General features: G+C 38.2%; 27 protein-coding genes, 1 pseudogene and 1 riboswitch. Of the genes and pseudogenes, 23 read left to right on the top strand and 5 right to left on the bottom strand.

From position 1 onward, the window contains the following. The first annotated feature begins 84 nt into the window (after positions 1–84). The 11 genes and pseudogenes from galU to ACY3XC_RS11410 form a co-directional block, all read left to right on the top strand. Positions 85–993, top strand: a complete 909-nt coding sequence (gene galU / locus ACY3XC_RS11460) for a UTP--glucose-1-phosphate uridylyltransferase GalU (RefSeq protein ID WP_179158599.1) — start codon at positions 85–87, stop codon at positions 991–993. Between the two features lies 1 nt (position 994). Next, positions 995–2,299, top strand: coding sequence for a UDP-glucose dehydrogenase family protein (locus ACY3XC_RS11455; protein WP_464868866.1), 1,305 nt, complete (start codon positions 995–997; stop codon positions 2,297–2,299). Between the two features lie 240 nt (positions 2,300–2,539). Further along, complete coding sequence (locus ACY3XC_RS11450) at positions 2,540–3,346, top strand: hypothetical protein (protein ID WP_464868651.1); 807 nt, start codon at positions 2,540–2,542, stop codon at positions 3,344–3,346. 250 nt (positions 3,347–3,596) lie between these two features. Beyond that, positions 3,597–3,830, top strand: coding sequence for a gas vesicle protein GvpJ (gvpJ, locus tag ACY3XC_RS11445; RefSeq protein ID WP_464868650.1), 234 nt, complete (start codon positions 3,597–3,599; stop codon positions 3,828–3,830). Between the two features lie 87 nt (positions 3,831–3,917). Further along, on the top strand, positions 3,918–4,823 hold the full coding sequence (gene gvpN, locus ACY3XC_RS11440) for a gas vesicle protein GvpN (RefSeq protein ID WP_464868649.1): 906 nt from the start codon (positions 3,918–3,920) through the stop codon (positions 4,821–4,823). Beyond that, positions 4,820–5,578 carry a GvpL/GvpF family gas vesicle protein gene (locus ACY3XC_RS11435; RefSeq protein WP_464868648.1) on the top strand — a complete coding sequence of 253 codons (759 nt, stop codon included), beginning with the start codon at positions 4,820–4,822 and terminating at the stop codon, positions 5,576–5,578. The genes gvpN and ACY3XC_RS11435 overlap by 4 nt, the downstream gene beginning before the upstream one ends. Next, positions 5,575–5,808: a gas vesicle protein GvpG gene (locus ACY3XC_RS11430; RefSeq protein WP_464868647.1), complete on the top strand. Its 234-nt coding sequence runs from the start codon at positions 5,575–5,577 to the stop codon at positions 5,806–5,808. Before ACY3XC_RS11435 ends, ACY3XC_RS11430 begins: the two co-directional genes overlap by 4 nt. Before the next feature lie 21 nt (positions 5,809–5,829). Beyond that, positions 5,830–6,648, top strand: a complete 819-nt coding sequence (locus ACY3XC_RS11425; protein WP_464868646.1) for a GvpL/GvpF family gas vesicle protein — start codon at positions 5,830–5,832, stop codon at positions 6,646–6,648. Between the two features lie 2 nt (positions 6,649–6,650). Next, the gene (locus ACY3XC_RS11420; protein WP_464868645.1) at positions 6,651–6,881 is read left to right on the top strand and encodes a gas vesicle protein; all 231 of its coding nucleotides are present in this window, start codon (positions 6,651–6,653) and stop codon (positions 6,879–6,881) included. Continuing rightward, complete coding sequence (locus ACY3XC_RS11415) at positions 6,862–7,125, top strand: gas vesicle protein K (RefSeq protein WP_179158591.1); 264 nt, start codon at positions 6,862–6,864, stop codon at positions 7,123–7,125. Before ACY3XC_RS11420 ends, ACY3XC_RS11415 begins: the two co-directional genes overlap by 20 nt. Before the next feature lie 21 nt (positions 7,126–7,146). Beyond that, positions 7,147–7,428 (top strand): annotated as a pseudogene (locus tag ACY3XC_RS11410) (gas vesicle protein); the annotation flags it as partial. 169 nt (positions 7,429–7,597) lie between these two features. Here ACY3XC_RS11410 and ACY3XC_RS11405 read toward each other — a convergent pair. Beyond that, positions 7,598–8,008, bottom strand: a complete 411-nt coding sequence (locus ACY3XC_RS11405) for a VWA-like domain-containing protein (RefSeq protein WP_464868644.1) — start codon at positions 8,006–8,008, stop codon at positions 7,598–7,600. 186 nt (positions 8,009–8,194) lie between these two features. Here ACY3XC_RS11405 and ACY3XC_RS11400 point away from each other — a divergent pair, with 186 nt between their 5' ends. The 8 genes from ACY3XC_RS11400 to ACY3XC_RS11365 all read left to right on the top strand — a co-directional run bounded on the left by ACY3XC_RS11400 (position 8,195) and on the right by ACY3XC_RS11365 (position 17,148). Beyond that, entirely contained in the window at positions 8,195–9,679 is a 1,485-nt protein-coding gene (locus ACY3XC_RS11400) for a helix-turn-helix domain-containing protein (protein WP_464868643.1), read from the top strand. A gap of 190 nt (positions 9,680–9,869) precedes the next feature. Next, the gene (gene hutU / locus ACY3XC_RS11395; RefSeq protein ID WP_464868642.1) at positions 9,870–11,543 is read left to right on the top strand and encodes a urocanate hydratase; all 1,674 of its coding nucleotides are present in this window, start codon (positions 9,870–9,872) and stop codon (positions 11,541–11,543) included. A 12-nt stretch (positions 11,544–11,555) separates the two neighbouring features. Beyond that, positions 11,556–12,854 carry an imidazolonepropionase gene (hutI, locus tag ACY3XC_RS11390; RefSeq protein WP_464868641.1) on the top strand — a complete coding sequence of 433 codons (1,299 nt, stop codon included), beginning with the start codon at positions 11,556–11,558 and terminating at the stop codon, positions 12,852–12,854. Next, a complete protein-coding gene (locus ACY3XC_RS11385; RefSeq protein WP_464868640.1) occupies positions 12,826–13,833 on the top strand; it encodes an agmatinase family protein in 1,008 nt (335 codons plus the stop codon). Before hutI ends, ACY3XC_RS11385 begins: the two co-directional genes overlap by 29 nt. A 184-nt stretch (positions 13,834–14,017) precedes the next feature. Further along, positions 14,018–15,301: a YjiH family protein gene (locus ACY3XC_RS11380; protein WP_464868865.1), complete on the top strand. Its 1,284-nt coding sequence runs from the start codon at positions 14,018–14,020 to the stop codon at positions 15,299–15,301. Positions 15,302–15,430: 129 nt separating this feature from the next. Then, positions 15,431–16,216, top strand: coding sequence for an alpha/beta fold hydrolase (locus ACY3XC_RS11375; RefSeq protein WP_464868639.1), 786 nt, complete (start codon positions 15,431–15,433; stop codon positions 16,214–16,216). 168 nt (positions 16,217–16,384) lie between these two features. Next, a complete protein-coding gene (locus ACY3XC_RS11370; RefSeq protein ID WP_464868638.1) occupies positions 16,385–16,879 on the top strand; it encodes a metallophosphoesterase family protein in 495 nt (164 codons plus the stop codon). Between the two features lie 26 nt (positions 16,880–16,905). Continuing rightward, positions 16,906–17,148 carry a glutaredoxin family protein gene (locus ACY3XC_RS11365; protein WP_464868637.1) on the top strand — a complete coding sequence of 81 codons (243 nt, stop codon included), beginning with the start codon at positions 16,906–16,908 and terminating at the stop codon, positions 17,146–17,148. Between the two features lie 25 nt (positions 17,149–17,173). Here the strand turns inward: ACY3XC_RS11365 and ACY3XC_RS11360 are convergent, their stop codons facing one another. Both ACY3XC_RS11360 and ACY3XC_RS11355 read right to left on the bottom strand, forming a co-directional pair. After that, positions 17,174–18,493: a YheC/YheD family protein gene (locus ACY3XC_RS11360; protein WP_464868636.1), complete on the bottom strand. Its 1,320-nt coding sequence runs from the start codon at positions 18,491–18,493 to the stop codon at positions 17,174–17,176. Between the two features lie 133 nt (positions 18,494–18,626). After that, positions 18,627–18,755: a hypothetical protein gene (locus ACY3XC_RS11355; RefSeq protein ID WP_464868635.1), complete on the bottom strand. Its 129-nt coding sequence runs from the start codon at positions 18,753–18,755 to the stop codon at positions 18,627–18,629. Positions 18,756–18,836: 81 nt separating this feature from the next. Beyond that, positions 18,837–18,977, top strand: a riboswitch (cyclic di-AMP (ydaO/yuaA leader). A 137-nt stretch (positions 18,978–19,114) separates the two neighbouring features. On the opposite strand from ACY3XC_RS11355, the gene ACY3XC_RS11350 reads away from it, so the two are divergent. Further along, on the top strand, positions 19,115–20,941 hold the full coding sequence (locus ACY3XC_RS11350; RefSeq protein ID WP_464868634.1) for an APC family permease: 1,827 nt from the start codon (positions 19,115–19,117) through the stop codon (positions 20,939–20,941). 29 nt (positions 20,942–20,970) lie between these two features. Here the strand turns inward: ACY3XC_RS11350 and ACY3XC_RS11345 are convergent, their stop codons facing one another. After that, complete coding sequence (locus ACY3XC_RS11345; protein ID WP_464868633.1) at positions 20,971–21,405, bottom strand: hypothetical protein; 435 nt, start codon at positions 21,403–21,405, stop codon at positions 20,971–20,973. Positions 21,406–21,628: 223 nt separating this feature from the next. Between ACY3XC_RS11345 and ACY3XC_RS11340 the strand changes: the two genes are divergently transcribed. Further along, on the top strand, positions 21,629–22,435 hold the full coding sequence (locus ACY3XC_RS11340; protein ID WP_464868864.1) for a histidinol-phosphatase: 807 nt from the start codon (positions 21,629–21,631) through the stop codon (positions 22,433–22,435). 147 nt (positions 22,436–22,582) lie between these two features. On the opposite strand, the gene ACY3XC_RS11335 is transcribed toward ACY3XC_RS11340, so the two are convergent. Next, positions 22,583–23,797, bottom strand: coding sequence for an MFS transporter (locus ACY3XC_RS11335; protein ID WP_464868632.1), 1,215 nt, complete (start codon positions 23,795–23,797; stop codon positions 22,583–22,585). 197 nt (positions 23,798–23,994) lie between these two features. Here ACY3XC_RS11335 and ACY3XC_RS11330 point away from each other — a divergent pair, with 197 nt between their 5' ends. Together ACY3XC_RS11330 and ACY3XC_RS11325 are read left to right on the top strand one after the other, a co-directional pair. After that, positions 23,995–25,365, top strand: a complete 1,371-nt coding sequence (locus tag ACY3XC_RS11330; protein WP_179158574.1) for an MATE family efflux transporter — start codon at positions 23,995–23,997, stop codon at positions 25,363–25,365. A 229-nt stretch (positions 25,366–25,594) separates the two neighbouring features. Further along, the gene (locus ACY3XC_RS11325; RefSeq protein WP_464868631.1) at positions 25,595–26,455 is read left to right on the top strand and encodes a gamma-glutamylcyclotransferase; all 861 of its coding nucleotides are present in this window, start codon (positions 25,595–25,597) and stop codon (positions 26,453–26,455) included. Positions 26,456–26,776 lie beyond the last annotated feature (321 nt).

Here is a 26,776-nt window from a genome sequence, read left to right as displayed (position 1 = left end):
AACGATTTTACTAGGTTCCTGACGTGACCGGAGGTTGTCCATCTGCATATAAAGGATTAAGAAGAAAATGAAAGGAGGCAACATATGAAAATCCGTAAGGCCATTATTCCAGCAGCTGGCCTCGGAACTCGATTTTTGCCAGCCACGAAAGCACAGCCAAAAGAAATGCTGCCGATAGTTGATAAGCCAACCATTCAATATATTGTGGAAGAAGCTGTCGCTTCTGGGATTGAAGAAATTATCATCATCATCGGCAGAGGTAAAAGATCTATTGAGGATCATTTCGATAAATCGTATGAACTCGAAGACACACTTTTTAGAAAGAACAAACTTGATATGTTAGCGGAAGTTCAAAAAATATCAAACTTAGTAAATATCGTTTATGTCCGCCAGAAAGAACCAAAAGGGCTTGGACATGCTATTCTTTGTGCGAAAAGCGTTATTGGCGACGAACCATTTGCGGTTTTACTTGGTGATGATATCGTTATGTCGGAAATTCCCTGTCTAAAGCAGGTCATCGATGTTTTCGAATATTATAATAGTTCGGTTGTTGCCGTTCAAACGGTATCAGAAGAAGATGTCAGCAAATACGGAATTATTAAGCCAAAGGGGACGATGATTGAATCGGATTTATTTCATATTGACTCTCTTATTGAGAAACCCAGCATTGAAGAGGCTCCTTCGAGATTTGCGATTATGGGACGCTATGTATTAAGTCCAAAGATATTTGAAATCTTAGAGCGAATTCCAATGGGTCGAGGGGATGAATTACAGCTGACTGACGCCATCAATGAACTGAATAAACACCAGGCAGTCTTTGCTTATAACTTTGAGGGGAGCCGCTATGATATCGGAGATAAACTTGGTTTTATTAAGGCCACCATTGATTTCGCATTAAGCCGGGAGGATATCCGAGAATCTGTATTAGCTTATTTGCAAGAAGTAACAGAGAATGAAACCGGTCAAAATAATAAGAAAGAGATTGATGATTGATATGAAGATTGCCGTTTTAGGTACAGGCTATGTAGGGCTGTCAACAGGTGTTTGTTTATCACAAATCGGTCACCATGTCACATGCATAGATATTAATGAACAAAAGATTAATCAATTACGTAAAGGGATTTCCCCCATTTATGAACCTGGTCTTGAAGAAATACTAACTTCTAATATGGTTGCAGGCAGATTACACTTTACAACCTCTCTTAATGACGCGTTAGCTGACGCAGAAACCATTGTTGTTGCGGTTGGAACGCCTCAAGGTGATAAAGGTGCAGCAGACCTTTCCTTTCTTGTACAAGCTGCAAAAGATATTTCCTCCCATATAACTCCTGAGAACATCATTGTTATTAAGAGTACGGTGCCAGTTGGAACGACTGATTTTGTCAAAAAAATGATGGAAGACCTGTGTGGTTTTAAGGTGAAAATGGTGTCGAATCCTGAATTTCTCCGCCAGGGTTCTGCTATTCAGGATACGATGAAAGCTGATCGTATCATTATTGGTTCGGAAAGTGCAGAGGCTGCAGGGAAAATTCAAGAGATGTATCGACCATTAAATGTGCCAATGCTTTTAACAAGTACCAGAAGTGCTGAAATGATAAAATATGCTTCGAATGCTTTCCTAGCAACGAAGATTAGTTATATTAATGAAATTGCCAATTTATGCGAAGCAGTCGGTGCAGATGTACAAGATGTTGCTAGAGGAATGGGCAAGGATAAGAGGATAGGTGAAGCGTTCTTGAACGCTGGGATCGGCTATGGAGGCTCCTGTTTTCCAAAGGATGTCAAAGCATTGCTGCATACCGCTGGGTTAAATGGCGTTGAATTTCCGTTATTAAAAGAGACCATTGCCATTAATGAATATCAGCGAGAATTGTTGGTAACAAAGGCATTAAAGCGATTTGGAGAATTAAAAGGCAAAAAAATTGCGATGCTAGGTCTAGCCTTTAAACCAGAAACAGATGATATGAGAGAAGGACCGTCTATTCCGATTGCGGTGGAATTAACAAAATTAGGAGCAGAAGTCGTTGCGTACGACCCCGTTGCCACTGAAAATGCGAGAAAAATTATCGGAGATACCATTAAATATGCTGGTTCCATTCATGAAGCCATTTCAGAAGCGAACGCCGTATTTATTGTCACCGAGTGGAACGAGGTTAGAGGTATAGATGTAGCTGAAATGATATGGAATATGAAAGAACCGATCATTTTCGACGGCAGAAACTGTCTTTCGGAAGAGAAAATCCGTAAATGTATTTCAGTAGAATACTATCCAGTAGGAAAACCACCAATCATTATATAATATCCAGGCATGATTCTTGCAAAGATATTTGACTGCAAAAATCATGCCTAAACTTTTTTCAATAGCAGCAAACTTTGATACAATAAAAAAGGTTGCAACTAAAAATACATAATGAATTTACTTGTTAATAGCAGAGTGTCCACTGGAGACGGACATTTGTACATGAATGGTGCCTGTCACCGAGGTGAAACCTGAAAGGTGTTCACCCTTGAAAGTGTAAGCATTGAAAGGAGTGGAAAGATGGTTATTGAGCATGAGCAGTTGGAGCGGAGTAGTTTGACTCGTTATGTTCCTCCTAAAGGGGATTTTGAGGGGTTTCGTGATGATGAGCATTACCGTGAAAAGTTGAAGGAGTGGGGGCTTTCGTCTGCGAAGGAGGCGAAGCGGGAGTTTTGGTTTAAGGAACGGAATTATCAACGTGTTGTTACGATTAAAGGGTATGAAACGTATGGGAAGTCTGAGGAGTTTAACACGCTTGTGATTGAGTTTCAGGATGGAAATTTAACTTGCATAAACCCTGCTTTCCTAAAGGAAATGCAGTCATCCAGTTTTGGCAGAGAGAGCATGCTGCAGGTTGAGGAGAAGGATTTCAGTACACCAGAACTAGTTACGGAGAATCAGGTTAAGGAAGAAGCACCTGAACCAAAACCGGCAGTACAAGCTGAATCCAAAAAACCAAAGGCAACAAAACCGAAAAAAGAAAAAGAACCGAAAATTGAGCTGCCAGCAGATAAGGTCCATTTCAAAGCGAGTGTCAAACAGTTTGCCCTTACATACAACCCGTTTAATGAAGAAAATGATGAAGTCGTCGTTCTCGAAAATGTCCAAGTTATACAAGAGCCACCCATTGAAATTGGACTCGCCTGGTGCAGCCACAGTAAAACACTAAAAAAATTCGAATTGACACCAGGAGATATGCTTGAATTTGACGGAAAAGTAGCAAAGAAGAAATTGGCAAAAGGAAAAGACGTAGAAGAAGAGTTTATCGTCGATACTCCTGTCTTATATAAAGTCAATAATCCATCCAAAATTGTAAAAAATGGATAAATCACAATAGAAAATCTTTAATAAAAATGAGTCTTCACATAAATTGAAGACTCATTTTTATTTTAAAAGATGTCATTATTAAAACTCTTGTCCACTCAAATTAAATGGATTTTCATATAGTATAGTAATCGTTTTTTATAACGAGGGTGGCTGATGGTAAAAGAGATGTGAGAGTGTCACATGGAATAGAAATTAAGAATAATTTATAACACTCCCTCTTTAGCTGCAGTTAATGGAAGGAGGGGATTAGATGGCTGCTATTCAAAAAAGTGTAGACTCTTCAAGCTTAGCAGAGGTAATTGACCGTATTTTAGATAAGGGTGTTGTCATTGATTTGTGGGCTCGTGTTTCTTTAGTAGGAATTGAGCTTTTGACAATTGATGCCCGTATTGTTATTGCCAGTGTAGATACATGGTTAAGATATGCAAAGGCGGTTGGTCTTCTTAAAGATCATGAACATCATCATTTTGCAGAAGAGTCGTAGTCGTGTTTTGAATTAGAATCGAAGGAGCCAAGGCTAGACTGTGCCTTGGCTCCTTTTTTAACGAAACTTCAATCCTAAGGAGGAAAAATGTTGAATCCGTTAGATAAAATAAATGGAACCTGTGAGTTTGTAACTACACCTTTTTTTGAAGACATCATTACAAGAACTCTTCACTATTTGCAAGCTGGGTTTCCTGTCCATTTTGTTGGACCAACGGGTGTTGGAAAAACAAGTTTAGCATTATTTATTGCGAAACAACTAAAGAAGAAGGTGACCATTATTCGTGGTCATCATGAATTATCCAACAAAGATCTATTGGGCCATTATTCTGGCGTAAGAAAGAAAGAGATAATTGATAACTATATCCACACTGTATTTAAGAAAGCGCAAGAAATTAAACCTGTTTGGGTCCAAGGTCAACTTATTGATGCAGTAAAAAATGGAAATGTGGTGATTTATGATGAGTTTTCACGTTCCCTTCCTGAAACGAATAATATATTTTTATCATTACTAGAGGAAAAAGTTCTGCCTTTATATGGCAATGGAAAAGACACATTTATAAAATGTCATCCTGACTTTTCAATTATTTTTACAAGCAATCCAGATGAGTATGCTGGTACCTTTCATACTCAGGACGCTCTTTTAGATCGACTGATAACCATACATTTAGATTCATGCGACAGGGTAACAGAGATAGAGATCCTAAAGCAAAAAACAGGACTAAACCAGCATCAAGCAGAGGAAATAGTTAGGCTGATTACCAACCTAAGGTCGTATGGTAATGGATTTTGTCCTAGTTTACGAGCCTCACTAATGGTTGCGGCTGTTGCAAAAAAATCAAACATTAAAATAATAGCTGAGGATATCCGCTTTCAGGTACTTTGTATGGATGTATTAATAAGACCAATGACTCAAATCCTTCCGAAACAGCCACCTGTGAAAATTAAGGAACTCATACTAAAGGAAATTCTAAGAAGGGAAGAAAAAAAATGAGTACACAAGAGGGTGTGTACATTTTTTGTGCGATACGAGAAAAAACGCCTAAGAAATTTGGAACCGTTAATGTAAATGATAGAATAAGCGGTGTTTATACCATTCATTTCGAAAATGTGGCAATGGTGGTATCCAAAGTATTGGGAGAGGTTTTACCCACTCGTAAGAACCTTATGGCCCATCAACAAACAATCACTGAAGTAATGAAACAATATAGCGTCATTCCATTCAGTTTTGGAAATGTATTTCACTCCAAAAATGATGTTCACTTAATAATGGAACATCTAAATGAGGAATTTGAAAAATTGTTTTCGCATTTAGAAAACAAAATGGAAGTAGGCTTAAAAGTCATTCCGAAGAAAGAATGGCTTGAGCAGGAGATGAGGAATAACCCGATATTATATGAGTGGAAAACCAAGAAGAAAGACCACGCTGATCCTGCTTCATTTTATGAACAGATCCAACTAGGTGAGCAAGCCCAAGATTTTATTCTCAAATTGGAGGAGAAAGCAGCAACGGATATTTTTGAATCCTTATTAGAGCTAGCAGAAGCTGGTAAGCAAAATAAAACCATACCAGGAAAAACATTGTTAAATGCAGCTTATCTAATTGATACCAAAAACGAAGAATCCTTTGATAAAAGGGTAAATGATCTTTATGAAATATGGAAGGATAAAGCGGAGTTTAAGTATTCTGGACCATGGCCTGCTTACAACTTTGTGAATATCCGCTTAAGGATTGAAGGGAAATTATGATATTTAAATTATTTACTCTGCCAATTCGTTCGATCATTAAACTAGGTGAAAAAATTCAAGAAGAAGTGGATCAAGAGCTGTATGATCTCACATATATACAGCAACAGTTGATCGAACTGCATATGATGTACGATATGAAAGAAATTGATGAAGAAGCCTATATGGAACGAGAGCAGGAATTACTTAACAGATACAGAATAGCCAAAGAACGTGAAAAGAACGAGTATTAAGTTTTAAAGGAGGAGGTAGTTATGGCTGATACAACGGTTGAAACCAATTTTATCTATTTGTATGGTGTCATCCTTAAGGAGGAACTACAAAAGACAGAGGTTCCATACATTATCGGGATTGATCAAAAGAGAGCTTCAGTCATTCCCTATAAAGAACTTGGTGCAGTAATTACCCCAGTTAATCCCCTGAATTTTTCCCAGCAGCGTATTGACCTTCAATTAAAGAACCCTGAGTGGATAAAGGAGAAAGCATTTCATCATCATGGATGTATATCAGCCATTCATAGCCAATTGACCATCCTACCAATGTCATTTTGTACGATTTTTCAAAAAGAAGAAAATTTAAAAAGTTTACTTAATGAACAATATGATGTGATTCTCGAAAAGCTTAATCGATTGAAAGAAAAACAAGAATGGAACTTAAAAATATATTGTAACCCTGAGCAGTCATTTTCCTATGTGGTAAATCATAATCAAACGGTACTTGAGTTAAAAGGAAATATCGCCACTATGCCAAAGGGAAAGCAATTTATTATGAAGAAAAGGCTAAATCAGCTGATTACAGATGAACTAGAAAAAGAACAATCCCAGTGGTGGCACCAGATTGAACAAACGTTAACGTCATTTTTCGAAGAGGCAAAGCTCCGGAAAAACTGGGGAAGAGAAATAACCGAACGAAAGGATGAAATGATTGTAAACTGTGATTTTCTTATTAATAAAAAGAATTCCGAACATTTTCTATATAAAATTCATGAGCTAGAACAAGAATTTGCTAAGGCAGGCTGCACCTTTCAAGTTAGCGGACCCTGGCCGCCTTATCATTTTTCAAAGGAGAATTAACGATGGAGCAGGTTCATCTTTTTCAAAATAAAGAAATGACGCTGTTGGATCTCCTGGATGGAATCATTGATACTGGTGTTGTGGTTAGTGGTGAGATATTAATTTCGGTTGCCAATATCGATTTAATTGTTGTGGATCTTAAGCTGCTAATTTCGTCGATTGAGAGTGCCTTTGGATCATACGAGCGAAAAATTGTTGAGGAGGCAATAGGTGATGGAGAGATTACCACTTGATTCTAATCAGGTCGAGCAAGGGTTAGCGAAATTAGTTCTTACGATTATTGAACTTCTCCGTCAGCTTATGGAGAGGCAGGCGATGCGAAGAGTGGAAAGTGATTCATTAACAGATGAGCAAATTGAAGAATTAGGGTTAACCTTAATGAGGCTTGAAGAAAAAATGGAAGAATTAAAGCTGGTTTTTGGGTTAGAAAATGAGGATCTCAATATTGAATTGGGACCTTTAGGAAAACTGCTTTAATCATCGATTAGGAGGGATCATATGCCCATTCATCACCCGCCGCAATCATCGAATTTACTCGATGTTCTTGAAAAAATTCTCGATAAAGGAGTTGTCATCGCTGGTGATATTAAAATATCTTTAGCCGATGTCGATTTATTAACGATAAAAATTCGGCTGCTGGTTGCATCGGTAGACAAGGCTAGAGAGATAGGAATGGACTGGTGGGAAAAGGATCCATACTATTCTTCAAAAGGGATAATGGCGGAAAAGGAGCGTGCTCAATTACACGAAAGAATTAATCGATTAGAACAGCTGGTCGAGAAAAATACATTACCACTTCCAAAGAGGGAGCAATCTATTGCCATTCCGAATGAAGAAAGCTCGTCATCATCTTTTCAGAATTCATCCCCCGTTCATTTGGATGAGAGCTCACCATAATTCAAGAAATTGTTAAAGAGGAGGTTTACTCCTCTTTTTAATGTGCTTTTTTCTAAACGATTTTCATTACCTTTCCAAACGGTGCTTTAGGAACAAATTCGGTCGGCACCAGCCAATATACTTCATAGGGAACTTGCATGTCTTCTGGTAGAAAGCCGGTTAAATCAGTAATATAGAAAACCGTCTCGATTTTCTCCTCTTCTGCCCATTCCAGTGCCAAGGTATAGGAAGCTTTTCCGTGTGTGTAGTACTTTATTTCTGATCCTTCCGTAATGGGCTCTGTAGTTCGTATTTTAAAATCAGCTTGGACGAGTGTGGTTTCAGGAGTTAGTTCTTTGAAAAAAGTTACAATATTTGCGATAAGATCAATTTTCGTTTCGTTTGTTGAGGTATCGACGATCAATGCAAGTTTTTTACCTTGACGATCCTGTATGATTTTTAGTAAATTTTTGTGCCATTTCATCCCTAGTTTTTCCCCTCTCTTTCAGTAGTCACAAAAATTATTATGCGCATAATGAACCTATGAATTCGATTAAAATTATTTCGTTTTAGGTATAAGATATTTAAACGGAAAATAGTTGTAGATTTTCACATAGGATGTATACTTTTATTATATTAGTAGCACTAATTTTAGATAGGAGAGATTATATTGGAAGGGAAATGGCTGATTGCAGACCGCGATTTAAATGAACGAGAGGGATTAAAATGGCTGTTAAAATCATCCTCTATACCTGTGTCCACTATTACTTTAGCCTCCAATTATCAAGACTTTATCGTTACTTTTGAAAAAGAGTCACCGGATATCATTTTATTAGAACTGGATATGGTTAGCAGTGATAGTTGGTCTGGTTTTAGAGAATTGATGCAAATCTATCAACCTATTTTGCTGTTAACAAGTGCGGAGGCTACCTTTGAAAAAGCTCACTTAGCGATTGACCTTCAAGCCCTAGATTTAATGATTAAACCATTTTCTGCTACCAAGGTGAAAGCTGCTTATCAAAAAGCAACAAAAGCACTTGATAAAAAACAGGATAAGAAAAATACTTCTCCTACACAGTTTTATAAGGACTTATCGTATGAGGCACTGTTTATTTCTGAACGCACAGTTTCTGCGGACTATAAAATGGCTGCGTTTAAAATTGAAAATACAAAGAATCTTGATGTACTGTATTCCTTTTTTACAGATTATCCTTTTAGAGAAATTCATGGGATATTCCCTTTAAACGATAAGGTCGTTCTTTTATTTAAAGAAACTTGCCAAAATATCAAAGAACAATGTCAAAAGGCGATGAGAAAGTGGGAAGAGGCATTCTCTGACCCACTCGCGGTAGTGGTGCGTAACGAAACATCACCACATGTAAGTCTCAATGAAAAATTTTTAGAAACACAAATCATGATGGAGTTAACCTATTATCGGGGCTATCGGCAAATTATGGAGTTTGAGTATACTCCCGAATGGATACATATCGATCCTTTTTTGGCTCCCCCTGAACAAAGGGTTTGGGTGGACATGCTAGCAAATCATGATATAGAAGGTATAAAAAAATGGCTTTACGATGAATTTCTCCAATGGGAAGATCCATATCCGGATCCAGGATTGGTAAGAATTAGGCTGACGAGCATCTTAGCACAAATAAGACGATTTATGAAGACCTACGATTTAAATGAACAGCAAAATTACGAAAAAGAGTACCGCCATATCTTCCATTCCATTTTGTATGATAGTGTGCTCTATCGGTCAGTACAAAATTTAATCTTATTTGTTCAAAAGTTATTTTTAGCAGCAGGCTCTAATCCCCAGATGTTCAAACAAGACCTCATAGAGCGGGGTATTGCCTTTATTGAGTCCCATTTCGATAACAGGGATCTAAAGCTAGAGGATGTGGCAAGGTATGTCGACCGAAATCCATCTTATTTCAGTCATTTGCTAATTTCAAAAACAGGCAGAAGCTTTACGGACATCCTGTCAGCTATAAGAATGAAAGAAGCGAAAAGGTACTTGCTTGAATCCAGTAAGCCGATAAAGGAAATAGCGCTGTTGGTGGGATTTCATAATCCTAATTACTTTAGCAGAATCTTTAAAGAGGTAGTCGGAGTTACTCCGAGAGAATATCGGATGAATAAAAAGGGATAAGACTCAGAACATACTGAGTCTTATTTTTTCTAATTAAAGTGCAATTTTCTAAAAATAATATAGTTATAGGCTAAAAATAAACGAGTTATACAGATAAATAGTGCTAATTTTCTAATGATTGATTTGTATTTTTCAGAAGATTTTATTTTTATAATAAAGGAGAGATAAAAGACATAGAGGAGTGAATAGTATGGAAGCTAGTATATCTAAATCAAGAGTAATTAAGAATTTTAAAGGAACAGAATTACATGCTAAAGGCTGGATTCAAGAGGCTGCACTAAGAATGTTAATGAACAATCTTGATCAAGAAGTAGCAGAGCGACCAGAGGATTTAGTGGTTTACGGTGGAATTGGGAAGGCAGCACGTAATTGGGAATCCTACGATGCTATTGTTAAATCTCTACTTGAATTAGAAAGTGATGAAACATTGTTAATTCAATCAGGTAAACCTGTGGCCGTTTTCAAATCACATAAGGACGCACCTCGTGTGCTGCTGGCAAACTCTAATTTAGTTCCTGCCTGGGCGAACTGGGAGCATTTCCACGAGCTAGATAAAAAGGGGTTAATGATGTACGGACAAATGACTGCAGGCAGCTGGATCTATATTGGAACGCAGGGAATTGTCCAAGGAACCTACGAAACGTTCGCGGAGCTTGCACGTCAAGAATTCAGTGGATCACTAAAACATACCATTACATTAACTGCTGGTCTCGGCGGCATGGGTGGCGCCCAGCCATTAGCGGTAACGATGAATGATGGTGTATGCCTTGCGATTGATGTTGATGAAACTAGAGTGGATCGCAGAATTGAAACCGCCTACCTTGACGTGAAAACGAGCGATTTAGAAGAGGCTATTAATCTTGCAATCGAAGCAAAGAAAGCTGGGAAGGCATTATCAATCGGTTTGATTGGAAACGCTGCTGAATTGCTGCCGATTATGATTGAAAAAGGGTTTATCCCGGATGTGTTAACAGATCAAACTTCTGCTCATGATCCATTAAATGGTTATGTACCAGTTGGTTACAGCTTAGAAGAAGCAAGGGATCTTAGAATAAATGACCCTGTAACATATGTGAAACTTTCGAAGCAAAGCATGGCTATCCACGTAAAAGCTATGCTGAAGATGCAGGAAAAAGGCGCAATAACCTTTGACTACGGAAATAACATTCGTCAGGTGGCAAAGGATGAGGGAGTAGAAAATGCCTTTGATTTCCCTGGCTTCGTTCCTGCTTATATCCGTCCATTATTCTGCGAAGGAAAAGGGCCTTTCCGCTGGGCGGCATTGTCAGGAGACCCTGAGGATATTCGAAAAATTGATGAAGTCCTGCTGCGTGAATTTAAGGATGATGAGCACCTATGTAAATGGGTAAAAATGGCTCAGGAAAAGATTAGCTTTCAAGGTCTGCCTGCTCGTATTTGCTGGCTTGGATATGGAGATCGTGCCCGCTTAGGAAAAATCATTAATGACCTGGTTGCCTCTGGTGAAGTATCGGCGCCGATTGTTATTGGTCGTGACCACCTAGATGCAGGCTCAGTTGCATCCCCTAACCGGGAAACAGAAGGAATGAAAGACGGAAGTGATGCCGTTTCTGACTGGCCAATCCTAAATGCGATGATCAATGCCGTTGGCGGTGCCAGCTGGGTTTCCCTCCACCATGGCGGAGGCGTAGGAATGGGTTATTCTCAACATTCCGGAATGGTCATTGTTGCGGATGGAACCAAGGATGCAGAAGTCCGCTTGCAACGAGTATTAACAACAGATCCTGGGATGGGTGTTGTTCGTCATGCTGATGCAGGCTATGAGCTTGCGATTAAGACTGCGAAAGAAAAAGGCATTAAAATGCCAATGCTAAATCAAGATTAAGAGGTGATACAGTTGGGTAAGCCAATTTTTATAAGAAATGCTTCTCAGATCGTGACATTACAGGGGAGTTCACAGGCTCCCCTTGTAAAGGAAGCGATGTCAGAGCTTGGTGTGATTGAAAATGGCAGTGTTTGGATTGAGAACGGAGTCATTTGTGCTGTAGGAAATGATAAGGTACTTTTTGAAAAATATCAAGACCGTCTTAGTGAAGCGGAGATTGTGGATGCAAGTGGAAAGCTTGTAACACCAGGACTAGTAGACCCTCATACTCATCTCGTCTTTGCTGGAAGCAGGGAAAATGAGTTTAATATGAGGCTGCTTGGTGCCACTTACATGGAAATCATGAATAGCGGCGGCGGGATTCACGCAACAACTAGAAGAACTAAGTCAGCCACTCGTGAAGAGCTTTTTGAAGAAAGCTTTGAACGCTTAAATCAATTCCTGCGTCACGGTGTAACAACTGTCGAAGCCAAAAGTGGTTATGGAATGGAATGGGAAACGGAGCTTAAACAGCTTGAAGTCGCAAAATTGCTCAATGAAAAGCATGTCATCGATGTGGTTCCTACCTTTATGGGCGCTCACGCCGTTCCAAAAGAGTATAAAGAGAAGCCTGATCAATTTGTGGAGCTGCTCATTAATGAAATGATTCCAAAGGTAGCGGAGCTGGGATTGGCAGAATTCAATGATGTATTTTGTGAGCATGGTGTATTTACCCCTGAACAATCAAGGCGAATCCTGGAGGCAGGGAAGCAGCATGGTCTGATGCCAAAAATCCATGCGGATGAAATTGAACCCTATGAAGGGGCAGAGTTAGCTGCCGAGGTAGGGGCGATTTCTGCAGACCATTTATTAAGAGCGTCTGAAAAGGGAATGAAAGCGATGGCTGAAAAAGGTGTGGTCGCCGTGTTGCTTCCTGGGACAGCCTACTTTTTAATGGCGGAATCGGCAAATGGTCGTAAAATGATTGACCTTGGGGTTCCTGTTGCATTATCGACCGATTGTAACCCTGGATCCTCTCCGACTGTATCATTACCATTTATTATGAATCTTGGCTGTTTGAAAATGGGGATGACACCTGCAGAAGTGATCACTGCAGCAACCATCAATGCTGCGCATGCGATTAATCGCGGCCAGGAAATTGGCAGTTTAGAAGTTGGAAAAAAGGCGGACATTACGATTTTCAATGTCGATAATTATATGAAGCTTCAATACTCTTATGGGGTGAATCATACACATACAGTCGTGAAGTCTGGGAAGGTAGTTGTTAGGGGAGGTCAATTACATGAAGAGCTTTCTCTATCCAAAAATTAATCCTTCTAGTTTTATGTGGGTACGGCCTGAAAATGGGGCAGCGTTGAAGGTTCATGAATGGATTCAGCCAATTACAGCTTTGACTGACCCTGAAAAAAGCAAGGAGGCAGAGGTAGTCATCCTCGGTGTTCCTTTGTCCCGTTCATCGATTAGTGCTTCAGCTGCATCAGATTTTCCCGAAGCCTTCAGACGCTCATGGCGTGGTTTTGCTGCTTATAATCTAGATGATGATGTCGATTTGTCTGAAATGACTGTACTTGATACCGGGGACGTTCCTATGTATGTTACGGATATTGCGAAGTGTCATGAAAACATTATTGAGGCATCTGCAGCTATTCATCAGCATTTTCAACATTCGAATGTATGTGCAATTGGCGGAGACCACTCCATCACAGCGATGATGGTGAAGGGAATGAATCAGGCAAAGCCTACAGAAAAAATTGGGATCCTGCAATTTGATACACATTTTGATTTGCGGGATATGTCAGATAATGGACCTTCTAACGGTACACCGATGCGCAATTTAATTGAGAGCGGTGTGGTAGAAGGGAACAATATGTACAACATTGGTCTCCATGGATTTTTTAATACAAAGGATTTAAAACAGTATGCAGATGAAAAAGGAGTCAACTATTTCACACTTCGAACAGCACGGAAAAAGGGAATAGAAGAGCTCGTTCTACATTGCTTAGAGGAGTTATCTTCTAAAGTGGATACCATTTATTTAACTGTAGATATGGATGTGTTAGACATTGCCTATGCTCCAGGGGTACCGGCATCAACGCCGGGGGGCATGACAACAGAAGAACTGCTAGAAGGGGTACTAGCAGCAGGTCGTCATCCAAAAGTAAAAGCAATGGACATCGTCTGCCTGGATCCACAAAAAGACACACAAGTCCAGCCAACAGTCAAACTCGGAACACACGTATTCCTAACTTTCCTAACAGGAGTCATGCTTCGACAAAGTGCTAGCAACTAGATAGCAAATGATATCTAATTGATAGCTATGGTGACAGGCACCGCTAAAAGACATTTGTCCACCCTGGGTGGACAAATGGTGGGTGCGAATACGGAACTTAGGGAATTTATTCGAACAAGGGGGATTGGGTATGGAAAATCGACCGTTACAGCAGGTTCAGCAGCCAGAATTGCAGAATAGTAATATGTTGAATGTCATGAAGTTTTTTGTTTTTAGTGCGATTGGTATTTTTGTATTTTTTGTACCTGTTACTATGAATGGCAAGTCTTCTATTATGCTGGATCATTTTGTTTCTTATATTCAACTTGCGGTCCCAAGTGTTTTACCTTATTACGCCTTACTGGTCATATTGTTAGGTACCGTATACCCTTTTGTGACGAAATCTTGGAATAAAGACACAGTTTCTATTGTGTTTTCAGTACTGAAAATCTTCGGATTAGTTGCTGCTATTATGCTTGTTTTTAATTTTGGTCCGAAGTGGTTTTTTGATCCAAATATGGCACCATTCCTATTTAACAAACTGGTGATTTCTGTTGGATTGTTAGTTCCAATTGGATCAGTTTTTCTTGCTCTCTTAGTGGGATATGGTTTACTTGAATTTATCGGAATATTCATGCAGCCAGTGATGAGACCGATTTGGAAAACACCTGGAAGGTCAGCTATAGATGCGGTTGCCTCTTTTGTAGGAAGCTATTCCATTGGGTTATTAATTACCAACCGTGTGTTTAAAGAAGGTAAATATTCAATAAAAGAAGCAGCCATTATTGCAACGGGTTTTTCAACTGTTTCGGCAACCTTTATGATTGTTGTTGCGAAGACATTGGATCTAATGGAGGTATGGAACGCCTATTTTTGGGTTACCTTTGTGGTGACATTCATCGTTACCGCTATAACAGTTAGAATTTGGCCGCTAAATAAAATGAGCGACTCATATTTCCAGGATATGAAGGGTGATGAAGAGGTCATTATCAAGAAAGACCGTATTAAAACTGCGTGGAAAGAAGCGATGGTCACCGCTCATCAATCTTCGAGCTTAGGTAAAAATATCTGGGACAACCTTAAAGATGGCTTTATCATGACTATGGGTATCTTGCCATCTATTATGTCAGTTGGGTTACTTGGACTTATATTGGCAGAATTTACACCTGTATTTGATTGGCTTGGTTATATTTTCTATCCTTTCACAGCACTCGTTCAATTACCAGATCCAATGCTGGCCGCAAAAGCAAGCGCTGTCTCAATTGCAGAAATGTTCTTGCCGGCCCTATTAGTTACCAAGGCAGCCATTGTTACTAAGTTTGTTATCGCTGTTGTTTCGGTATCATCGATTATTTTTTTCTCAGCTGTAGTACCATGTATCTTATCGACAGAAATTCCACTTACGATTGGAAAACTCGTCGTCATTTGGTTTGAAAGAGTAGTATTCACGATTCTCCTTACAGCACCTATAGCTTTCTTAATTCTTTAGTAGCATTAACTGTTCCTTTTTAAAGTGGGAACAGTTTTTTTATTACTAAAAGATACATAATAACAAGAGGAAGTTTATTTAGAATGCAAGTTAAGTGATTTCATAATTGTTGTTGAGGTGTACTAGTCAATGCCAATGCTGGATGTTAAAGGTGTCAGCCTATACTATAATGTTAAAGGAAGCGGAACTCCCATCGTTTTTATCCATCCGCCTTTACTGACGAGTGAGAATTTCAGTTACCAAATGGAAGAACTTTCTCAGGATTTTAAAGTTATTACTTTTGATATAAGAGGCCATGGCAGAAGTCAGTACTCAAATCAATCGCTAACTTATCCGTTAATCGTGGATGATATTAAACGTTTGCTGGATTATTTAGGTATAGAAAAAGCATTTTTCTGCGGATATTCGACAGGAGCTTCTATTGCCTTAGAATTTATGCTGACTTATTCCGACAGAGCTTTAGGAAGTATTTTAGTAAGTGGGATGTCAGAGGCGAGTGATTTTTATCTGAGAAACAGGATATCTTTAGCCATTAAACTTGCAAACCCTCTGACATTTTCTATTCTGACATATTCCGTTACATGGGGCAATTCCGATACAAAAGAAACGTTTAATAAATTGTACAATGAATCAGTAAAAGGTGTTGCCAGAAATATTATTCAATATTACCAGTACAGTTTGGAATATAATTGTACGAGTCAACTTAATAATATTGAACTCCCAATATTATTGGTCTATGGTAAGAAAGACAAATCTTTTCATCGGTATGCCAGTCTATTAAGTGACCAATTACCATGTAATGTAATAAAGTTTCTTTCAAAAGAAAAGCATCAGATACCGACAAAAGCAGCGGGAAAATTAAACAAGTTGATTCAAGAATTTGTCCAATTATGTAATGAAAAAAATAGGATGTAAGCGGTTCCATTGGGAAATTTTTCTGTATTTCTCGGGAAAGCGCAGGAACAGACATTTTCTGAGTACGGATGTCAATTAATGTTGTCGTATTAACAAAGGAGAATCACAGAATTGGTGCATAATGTCAAACGGAATAGATTATTTTTTTGAAAATAGTGAGGAAAAAGTATGAATATTGTCGTAATATCAGATACGCATTTACCAAAGAGAAAAATGGGATTACCAACTAGATTATTAGAACAACTGAAGGATGCTGATTTGATTATCCATGCAGGTGACTGGACAACCATAGATGTATATAAAGAGCTACAGTCATATGCAAGAGTTGAAGGTGTATATGGAAATGTAGATGGACAAGAAATAATAGAATTGTTATCTTTTAAAAAAATAGTAGAAGTATGTGGGTTTAAAATTGGTATTACCCATGGACATGGTAAAGGAAAAACAACGGAAAAACGTGCCATTGAAGCCTTTAAAGGTGAAAAAGTAGATTGTATTATCTTTGGACATTCTCATATCCCGGTAAACCGATTTGAAGGGGAAATATTAATTTTTAACCCAGGATCGCCAACTGACAAGAGAAGACAGAAGCAGTATTCTTTCGGGGTAATCACCATAAGTGATAAAATAGCAGCAGAACTTTTATATTTTGATGAAGAGTAACTACGAATGGAAGGAGAGGGTAAACAATGGCTGAAGGGATTATCGTCTATACCACAAATGACTGTATAGAGTGCACAATGGTCAAAAAAGTCCTTACGGAGGAAGGCATACCTTTTGAGGTGAGGGATATTTCAACGAACACAGATTTTCAAACAGAAGTTGAGAAATATGGCTTTTTAGGTGTTCCGGTAACGGTGATAGGAAATAAAGCTGTAAAAGGTTTTACAAATGAACTGAAAGAAATAATGGAAATAGCAAAAAAGAGCTAATTTTTGGTTAGCTCTTTTGTTATTGTTAAAAACCTGCTAGCTTTTTCGCATAGAGCATATTGGTTTTTAAGATTTCATAGTATAGGTTCGGATAACCTGCGACTAGTGCTATTTCGTGTGAGGGATTGAAGTAATCGATTTCTGAAATCCAGATATCGCCTAATTCTCCAATTATTATATCTACAGCTGCATTCGCAAAATGCACCCCCATGCTCTCAATTTCTTTGACTGTGTCAATAGCAATATGGGTTAATTCCTGATAGGTCAGGGATGCATACAAATCACTTTGCTGCAAGAAATCTGATACCATCTCTTTTTGAAATTTAACCAAAGGCATTAGTTTACCTTCATTCTCTCCAGATTGATCTCCTCGGGTAAACAAGCCCATAGCCTTCCACTGACCTGTTTGATCTTTAACAGTAATGATTCGAATTGACATCGTTCGATAACCTGTTACATCAATCGATTCCTGAATCAAATATTCTCCATCTTTAAAATATTGTTTAAAAATGGAATAGGCTTGATCCCGACTATTAAATTTGAAACTCTTAGTTTCCAAGGTTCTCAGATTAGATATAACGAGTGAGTTCGAGTTTTTTAAGTATACTCTTATGACTGAACGATTTGCGTTATTAAGTGGTTTAACTGTTAAATTAGGGAATTTCTTTAAAAAGTAGTACAGATCTTGAGGAGAACCATAAAGAATCGTATCGGGCAGGTAACATTTTACACCAATTGAATTTGCTAATTTCTTGTGAATACTCAATCTAGATAGAAAGAAATCATTAAAAATGACATCGCCAATGACTGATTTGAAATGCTGTATCCACGCAGAGCTTACAGAAGATGTCATCACAAAAATAGCTGAAGGATATGGGTAGGTACCTTCTTCCCATTGTTTTGTTCGTGGATTATAAAGATATCCTTTGGCTGTATGATTGATTTTATCAACATGGTCAAGAGAAAAGACAAGTATTGCACCTTTAATCTCATGATAAAGGAAAACATAATCTCGTAGTTGTTCAAGGTATTTCTTGATGGAGCTTTGATAATAACCAGCAAGTAAACCTATAAAGGGTCCTATTTGTATTTCGTTTCCATGCTGCTTAATTTCAAGACTGCAATGCTGAGGTATGTTCAGCATGTCCAAAATATCTTCAGATAGGCTTGCCCCATTCAAGGGTAGCTCATCAGAAATTTCTACAATAGATTGATAGGTTTTTGCTCCAAATCTGATCTTTCTAGCTGTAATTTGAGTAATTCCCATTGATTCTGCTAATTTGGGATGAAGAGTCAATATCCCACTGTTAGTGGTGTTTCTCGATAGCAGAATAACATTATCCATTTATATTCCTCCCAACCATAAATCCTGGATACGTTATTATATGTACTAATCATCGAGTTTGTCTTTAAAATGTGAGCGATTCTAACAATTTGGACAAGTGTACCATTGTTATACGGAAATATGGAATGGTGGATTAATTATCTTTTTCATCATTCTTTGTATTATTATTTTGTTCATCCGGAGGACCGTATATTTCATTGATTTCTTTTGCAAGTTCATCTAAAAATTCATCAGTCAATAACGGCTTTTTCTCTTTAGACATAAATTTCTCCAATCATATTTTTCTTTTAAAAATTTTAATTTACATTTGATAAACACAGGAGTATGATAATCACAGTTTCATATTTCTAAATCGCTGAGACCAATTGGTGCGGGGGAACCATTCATATGGATAGTATATCCAAGGGGTGAATCCTTTAATAGGTAGGGCTACTCAATGGCCCGAATCCGACAGCTAACCTCGTAAGCGTTAATGAGAAGGAAGGTGGAGCTTGTTGACAGAGCATATATGTCTACAGGTCTATTTACTTTGACTTGTGGGCATTTTTTTGTGCATTTTTGACAATTTAATAAGGTAATAGAAAGTTATTCACAATTTATGGTTTCTCGGGAGTGGAAAAAGTGGTTTCTTCAGTCAAAAGATTTTTAATTGGCAGACCTTTAAAGTCAACAGAATTAGGGGAACAAAAGCTCAATAAAACAAAAGCGTTGGCAATTCTTTCCTCTGACGCTTTATCATCGGTTGCGTATGGACCGGAACAAATCCTGATTGTGTTGGTGACTATTAGTGCGGCTGCCTTTTGGTATTCCATTCCAATCGCAATCGGGGTTTTAATCTTATTATTGGCGTTAATTTTATCCTATCGACAAATTATTTTTGCCTACCCTCATGGCGGAGGAGCCTATGTAGTATCAAAGGAAAATTTGGGTGTGAATTATGGGCTGATATCGGGAGGTTCTCTACTTGTTGACTATATTTTAACGGTAGCAGTTAGTGTTTCAGCTGGAACGGATGCCATAACATCAGCCTTTCCAGCACTACACGACCATAATGTGGGTATAGCGATTGTCTTTGTGTTATTTATTACAACATTAAACTTAAGAGGTGTAACAGAGTCTGCTTCTATTTTAGCATATCCTGTATATTTATTCGTCCTCGCTTTATTCATTTTGATTGGTGTAGGTATGTACAATATCGTAACAGGTCAGGTTCCAGCGGAATTGCATACACCTGTTGGTACACCTATTGCTGGGATTTCTTTATTTCTGCTTTTAAGGGCTTTCGCTTCAGGAAGTTCAGCACTTACAGGAGTTGAGGCGATTTCGAATGCAATTCCGAACTTTAAAGATCCAGCCCCAAATAACGCTGCAAAAACATTAGCAGCAATGGGCGGATTACTTGCTGTATTATTTTCTGGAATTGTATTTTTAGCTTATTATTATGGAATTAGGCCAAATGAAACGGTTACAGTAGTCTCACAAATTGCAGAGCAAACATTTGGGCGGAATTTTATGTATTTCTTTATTCAAGGGACTACGGCTTTGATTTTAATACTTGCCGCCAACACAGGGTATACAGCTTTTCCTTTGCTGGCAGTAAATTTAGCAAACGATAAGTTTATCCCAAGAATGTTCAAAATAAGAGGAGACCGGTTAGGATATTCAAATGGAATTTTAGTCCTAGGTTTAGCTTCCATCCTCCTAATTATATTTTTTAAAGGTCAAACTGAGCACTTAATACCACTATATGCGGTTGGAGTATTCATTCCTTTTACGTTGTCACAGACGGGAATGATGTTAAAATGGCTTCGTGAAAAGCCTCAAGGCTGGAAGGCTAAGCTATTTATTAATACCTTAGGTGCAGTGATTTGCTTTATTGTTACCATTATGTTCTTTTTAACTAAGTTCGCCCAGGTTTGGCCGGTATTGGTATTTTTGCCTGTCATTGTTATCGTTTTTTACCGAATTAGAAAGCATTATGAGGCCATGGGTGAACAACTAAGAATAAATGCCGACGAACCTGCAATTCCAATCGAAGGGAACGTAATTATTGTTCCTGTAGCAGGAATTACACAAGTGGTAGAAAATTCACTTAATTACGCAAAATCTCTAGGAGCGGATCAAGTGCTCGCCGTCTATGTTTCCTTTGAACGAGATGATGAAAAGAAATTCGAAGAAAAATGGAATAAGTGGCAGCCTGATATTAGGCTCGTAACCCTGCACTCGCATTACAGGAGTATCATACAGCCATTGACTAAATTTGTTGATACGGTACAGCATAAAGCTAGTGAAGCGAACTACAGGGTCACGGTCATCATTCCACAATTCATACCTAAAAAAGGCTGGCATAATATCCTGCATAATCAATCAAGCTTACTTATTAAAGCATACCTGCTATATAAAAGAAACGTTATCATCACAACCGTTCCATATCATTTAAAAAAATGATAAAAGAGCAGCTCCGATACGGGAGCTGCTCAATTTAGTTTTTCAGCATGACTAAAGATACATCCCGGCACCTCAAAGGTCTGCCCGTTAGCTGTTAATGAAATAGAACAAATGGCATTACCAATAATAGTTTCATGGAGAAAATGTATGTTGGATAGAATTGCATTGTCATTAAAGAGGACTCCAGAGGCCTCTCCTTCAGCTGACATTATCATACCAATACCGCCACCGGAAACAGGTTCACATGTGGGTAACCCAGATACCACGGATTTAAAAACAAAGCTATTGTTTTGATCTTGATGGTCACCATAAAGAATGGAAATATAACTGTTTTTAACTGAACAATTAACATCACAAATTTGTGCAGATACCGTAATCATGCCGCTGGAGGGAAAACGATTAATTAAGGTTTCAACTGGTACGGCAGTAGCGGATAAGGTTGCACGACAATCACAACTTTCCATAAAACACCTCACATTAATATTTAATAATTATATATATGAAAAAGCTTGTCTTTTGGATTGGACAAGGGGTGATAAAAAGGAGTTTTAGCTGTGAGAATTGAATGTTTAAGGGGAAGTCAATTATTTATAATATGAGATGATAAGAAGAAAAAGGAAAAGAATGAAAGTTCCTTAATATGGGTAAATATGAGTTAGAGGTGAAGAGTAAATGAGTAAAACAAGAGTGAAATTTGACTTACATACACATCATGACCGGTGCGGTCATGCAAGGGGAGGTATTCGTGATTATATTGAAGCCGGTATTGAAATGGGCTTAAATGTCATCGGGATATCCGATCATACACCTTATTTCTCGAGTGAAGAAGATCATCCTTTTCCACATATATCGATGGCAGCCAGTCAGTTTCCGGAATATGTTGAAGAAGTCTTAAAGTTAAAACAAGAGTATTCTGGTAAAATTGATGTCCTTTTAGGAATCGAGGCAGATTTCTTTCCTGAGCAGGTAGAAAACTATCGACCTTATTTTGACAGATATCCTTTTGATTATATAATTGGATCTGTTCATCAAGTGGATGGAGTAAGCATTTTTAATAAGAACCGCTGGGAGGGCCTGAGCTCCAAAGAACAAATACGAACGAAAGAAACCTATTATTCTTTAATTGAGCAATCTGCTCGCAGCGGTATGTTTCAGATACTGGGCCATATTGACGCAATGAAGGGCTATTATCCTGACTTTTCAAACATTCAAACTGCAGCAGTTGAGCACACCTTAAAGGTCATTGCAGAATGTGATATCGCTATCGAAATCAACACCTCAGGAAAAACAAAATACGTTGGAGGCTGGTATCCAGCCCATGACATTTTAGAGATGGCACTCCATCACGGAGTAAAAGTCACCTTCGGCTCCGACGCCCACGACCCACACCGAGTCGGTGACGAATTCGAACAAGTTCGTGCTCGACTCAATGAAATAGGCTTCAAAGAATGGGTTTACTTTAAAGCAAAAAAGAGATATGCAGTCAATATATGAATAAGTGAATAAATGGTGACAGGCACCAATGTAATGGACGAAGATTCCATTTCATTGGTGCCTGTTTAAGTTTTCGGTTTTTGGATATTGTTGGGACTAGTATATCAAGTTGGTCATACGGAAAATGCCAATTGCTAGAAAAGTTTACTAGCTTTTTAATAACACTGTTTTTGTGAATTTTCGAGTACGAGAATACATGAGTAGAAATACAAATGCACTGCCTATTCTCATAATGGAATTTAACTCCATTGATTTTTGTATGCCTAACCCTTCTAACAGCATAATACCAATCTGAGGGGCTATAAAGGCGACAAATGATAAGAGTACATTATAGGTTGTGATACAATACGTTCTCGTTTCGGCAGGGGATTGTTCCAACAAAAGGTTGAACAATAAGAGCACAACCCCGGAAATAAAAAATCCGGATAGTGCTTGAACACCTGTTAAATAGAATAGGTTAGTAGACAGAATCGTTAAGAAGGGAACAAGTCCCATCCCTAGCGCAGCCCATACCAGCATGAGGGTATTAGATTTTTCCTCTGCCCATTTCTTCCACAATGGGAACGAAAATATTTGAACCAATTGACAAGCTACTGAAAAGATGCTAATCCAAAGGATGGTCGCTTCTGCGATTCTGACATGGTAAATATTGAATATTCCCCATGACATCTGCCAGGTGAAATTAAAGCAGAGTGCCGCAATCAGGAACCATTTATAACCATGATCTTTAAAAATAGACCAGTCCATCGATGATTTTTTTGTATTGGGGACGGGCCGGACTGTTTCTTTATGTTTCATTAAGAAAAATACTTCGAGTAAGCCAAAAAGTAAGGCTGCAAAAAATAGCCATTGATAGGCAGTTGCGTTACTTGTTTGGTTTTTCATGATAATCCCGATAATAAGTGTGGAAATCATTCCAGCAATGGTTAAAAGCCGGTTACGATCACTAAAAAAAGCACCTCTTCGTTCTTCCTTTATCATACCGCTAATTAATGTTTGCCAGCCAACGTTAGATATTGTTGCAGGTACATTCATGAAAGCGATAATGATCAAGAATGCCCACGCTTGGTAAGTGGAGGAGAAATAAACAACTCCTATTAGGAGTAAAAAAAATAGTCGAGCCCATAAAACTGCCATCGCAACTGTTTTTTTCTGCGTCTCCAAACGATTTAAGAGAATAGCTGCAGGAATTGTCATCAGAAGTGCAATGAAAGGAGGAAGTGAACTAATCAATCCAACTTGATAATTGGATGCTCCAAGAATCGAGATAGCAAAGATGGGATAAAAGTTCCCGGCAAGGTTAATGGCAATGGTAGAAACCATGCCATGATAAATACTAATCTTTTCATTAAATGTGCGCACGAATCTTCACCAGTTTTCTCTATTAATCAATTACGATAATATTATACTACGGCATCCGAAATTTCTATATAATTCTTTTGAAAAAATACCGACAATATTAACCTCGTGATTCATAATATTTTTCATGTAAATATAGCCAAAATAAAGTATAATGAATATTTGGCTTGTATATGTCAGTTTTTCTAGGAGTAATATATATGAATCAGACTTTTACGTTAAAGGAAAAGACAAAACAAATTTTTGTCATGTTAATTCCCATTTTAATCACACAGCTTGGAATGTTTTCGATGGTCTTCTTTAACACCATTATGTCGGGTAAATACAATTCTTCCGATCTAGCTGCTGTTGCGATTGGATCGTCAATCTGGAGCCCGATATTTATGGGTATTAGTGGAATACTGCTTGCGGTTTCGCCGATTGCAGCTCAGCGCTTTGGGGAAAAGAAAAGCAGGGAAGTTGCTTCAGTTGTAAGGCATGGTCTTTATCTGTCCTTTATGATAGCTATTGTGGTGATTGTACTAGGAATTTTCTTTTTAAATCCAATATTAGCTAAAATGAATCTACCGAGAGAAGTACAGAAAACAGCTTTTGACTATCTAGTAGGACTAAGCTTTGGAATTCTTCCTCTATTTATATTTAACGTGCTTAGGTCCTTTATCTATTCATTAGGAAAAACACGGGTAGTCATGTACATCCTGCTCCTGTCTTTACCGATTAATTTCTTTTTGAACTATGTGTTAATCTTTGGACATTGGGGATTCCCGGAACTAGGCGGGGCAGGTGCTGGTTACGCTACCTCCATCACTTATTGGGTAATAACAGGAATGACTTTGTTTATAGTAAAAAAGCAGGAACCTTTTTCAGGCTTTTATGTTTTCCAGAATCTGAAAAAGTTCTCATTGACTGAGTGTAAGGAAATATTGAAAATTGGTGTCCCAATGGGATTATCAACGTTCTTTGAAACAAGTATGTTTGCTGTCGTGACCATTCTATTAAGTAAATTTAACGTGACGACAATCGCGGCCTATCAATCCGCATTGAATATTGTTTCTTTTCTCTATATGATTCCGATTAGCATTTCGATGGCACAAACGGTCCTTGTGGGGTATGAAGTAGGAGCCCGAAGGTATAAGGACGCGAAAACCTATAGCTGGCTTGGAATCTATTTGGCTATATTAATTGCTCTTATTACCGGTGTATTAGTGGTACTTTTCCGCTATCAAGTTGCTGGATTTTACTCTAATGAAGCAGAAGTCATCAACTTAACGGCACACTTTTTGATATTTGCGTTGTTCTTCCAAATCAGTGATGCCATTCAAGCCACAGCACAGGCAGCATTACGGGGCTATAAAGATGTAAACCTTGCTTTTATCATGACCTTAATTGCATACTGGCTAATTTGTCTGCCAGTTGGATATGGACTAGCGAACTTTACAAATCTAGGAGCAACCGGATATTGGCTGGGACTTACTGTAGGTCTATTGGCCGCAGGAATCGCCTTATCATGGAGACTCATCTACATTCAAAAACGAAAATTCATAGACACACATAAACTAGAAGCCGTATAAACATTTACAATATAATATAACAGTAACCTCCAGAAAAGTCCTCATCACCCCTTTAGTGTGATGAGGACTTTTCTGGTCTCCGCCTGCGGTGGACAGTGTCCACGGCCGGTGAACACCTTTTAGGTGTCACCTTGGTGACAGGCACCGTGACAAAAAAATGACAATGTTGTCATTGTTGATATGTGATAATGATATTATTCTTTATTTTAGATAGAAGGAAGTGGCTATTATGGAGCAATATTTTGTTTTTGTTTATGGAACGTTGAGGAAGCATGAACGGAATCATTATTTGTTGAAGGAAGCGGAGGTTGTTGCTGAGCAGGCATGGACGGAAGGGAAGTTATTTGATACGGGTTATGGCTATCCAGCCTTACAGGAATCTAGTAATAATGTGGTTTATGGAGAATTGTACTTTGTTACGGAGGAACAGCTGCGGAGGTTGGATGAGTTGGAAGGGTACAGTGCAGATTGTATGGATAATTTATATAATCGTAAGAAGAAGGTTATCTCTTATGACAGGGGGAAATCCCAAGCATATGTGTACACCATAGCAGACCACAACCAGCATATGTTGAAAACTCCCATTAACTCTGGTGATTGGAAGGAGCATCACTTCCTCAATCATCAAGACTCAATCCTTTATTTTGCCTATGGAAGCTGCATGGATGACGCACGCTTTAAAAAGGCACAGGTTGATCACTATTTTCAAAAGGTGACAGGCACCGGCATTCTACATGGCTATACATTACGCTATTCTGTAAATATGCATGATGGCGGTCGAGCTGACATTGTAGAGGAAGGTGGAATCGTTGAAGGCAAGGTGTATGAGATTCCAGTAAATTGTGTTTCCTATCTTTATAGTAGAGAAGGGGTAGGGTCACGTCTTTACCGGCCGGCTTTCGTTGATCTCACCATAAATGGAACTTTATATAATGATGTATTGACCTTTATCGTGGTTAATAAGGAGGCAGAAACAGCACCGCCTGACCATTATTCTAAGGAAATCATTCGAGGCGGCACTGGATATTTAAGTGAATCTTATCTTGAAGAATTGAAGAAGCATATAAAAGTATTATGTAAACTAAAGTAGCGAAAAAATAATCTTACTCTATCAAAAGGGTAAGATTATTTTAGTTAAATAGTAAATAAGTATTTTCTGTGTATTAATGAATTTTCAGTAAACAAGCGATAAAGCCATTTTGAAAGGTGTTCAGGAAGATCTAAAACGAGAGAAAAGTTAAAATATACGTGATTAAATTAATTGTAGAGCCACGTCATACTGAGAAATTGAGTAGTTGTTAATAAAGAATCAATCATTATACTTATAAAACAAACGCACGTCAATATGTGGTAACAATCATAGGAGTGCAGGCATAAAAGACATAAAAATAATTATTCTATAATAGATTTA

Source organism: Bacillus sp. CZDM1, from assembly GCF_055502545.1.
This window is presented reverse-complemented; position numbering and strand designations above follow the sequence as displayed.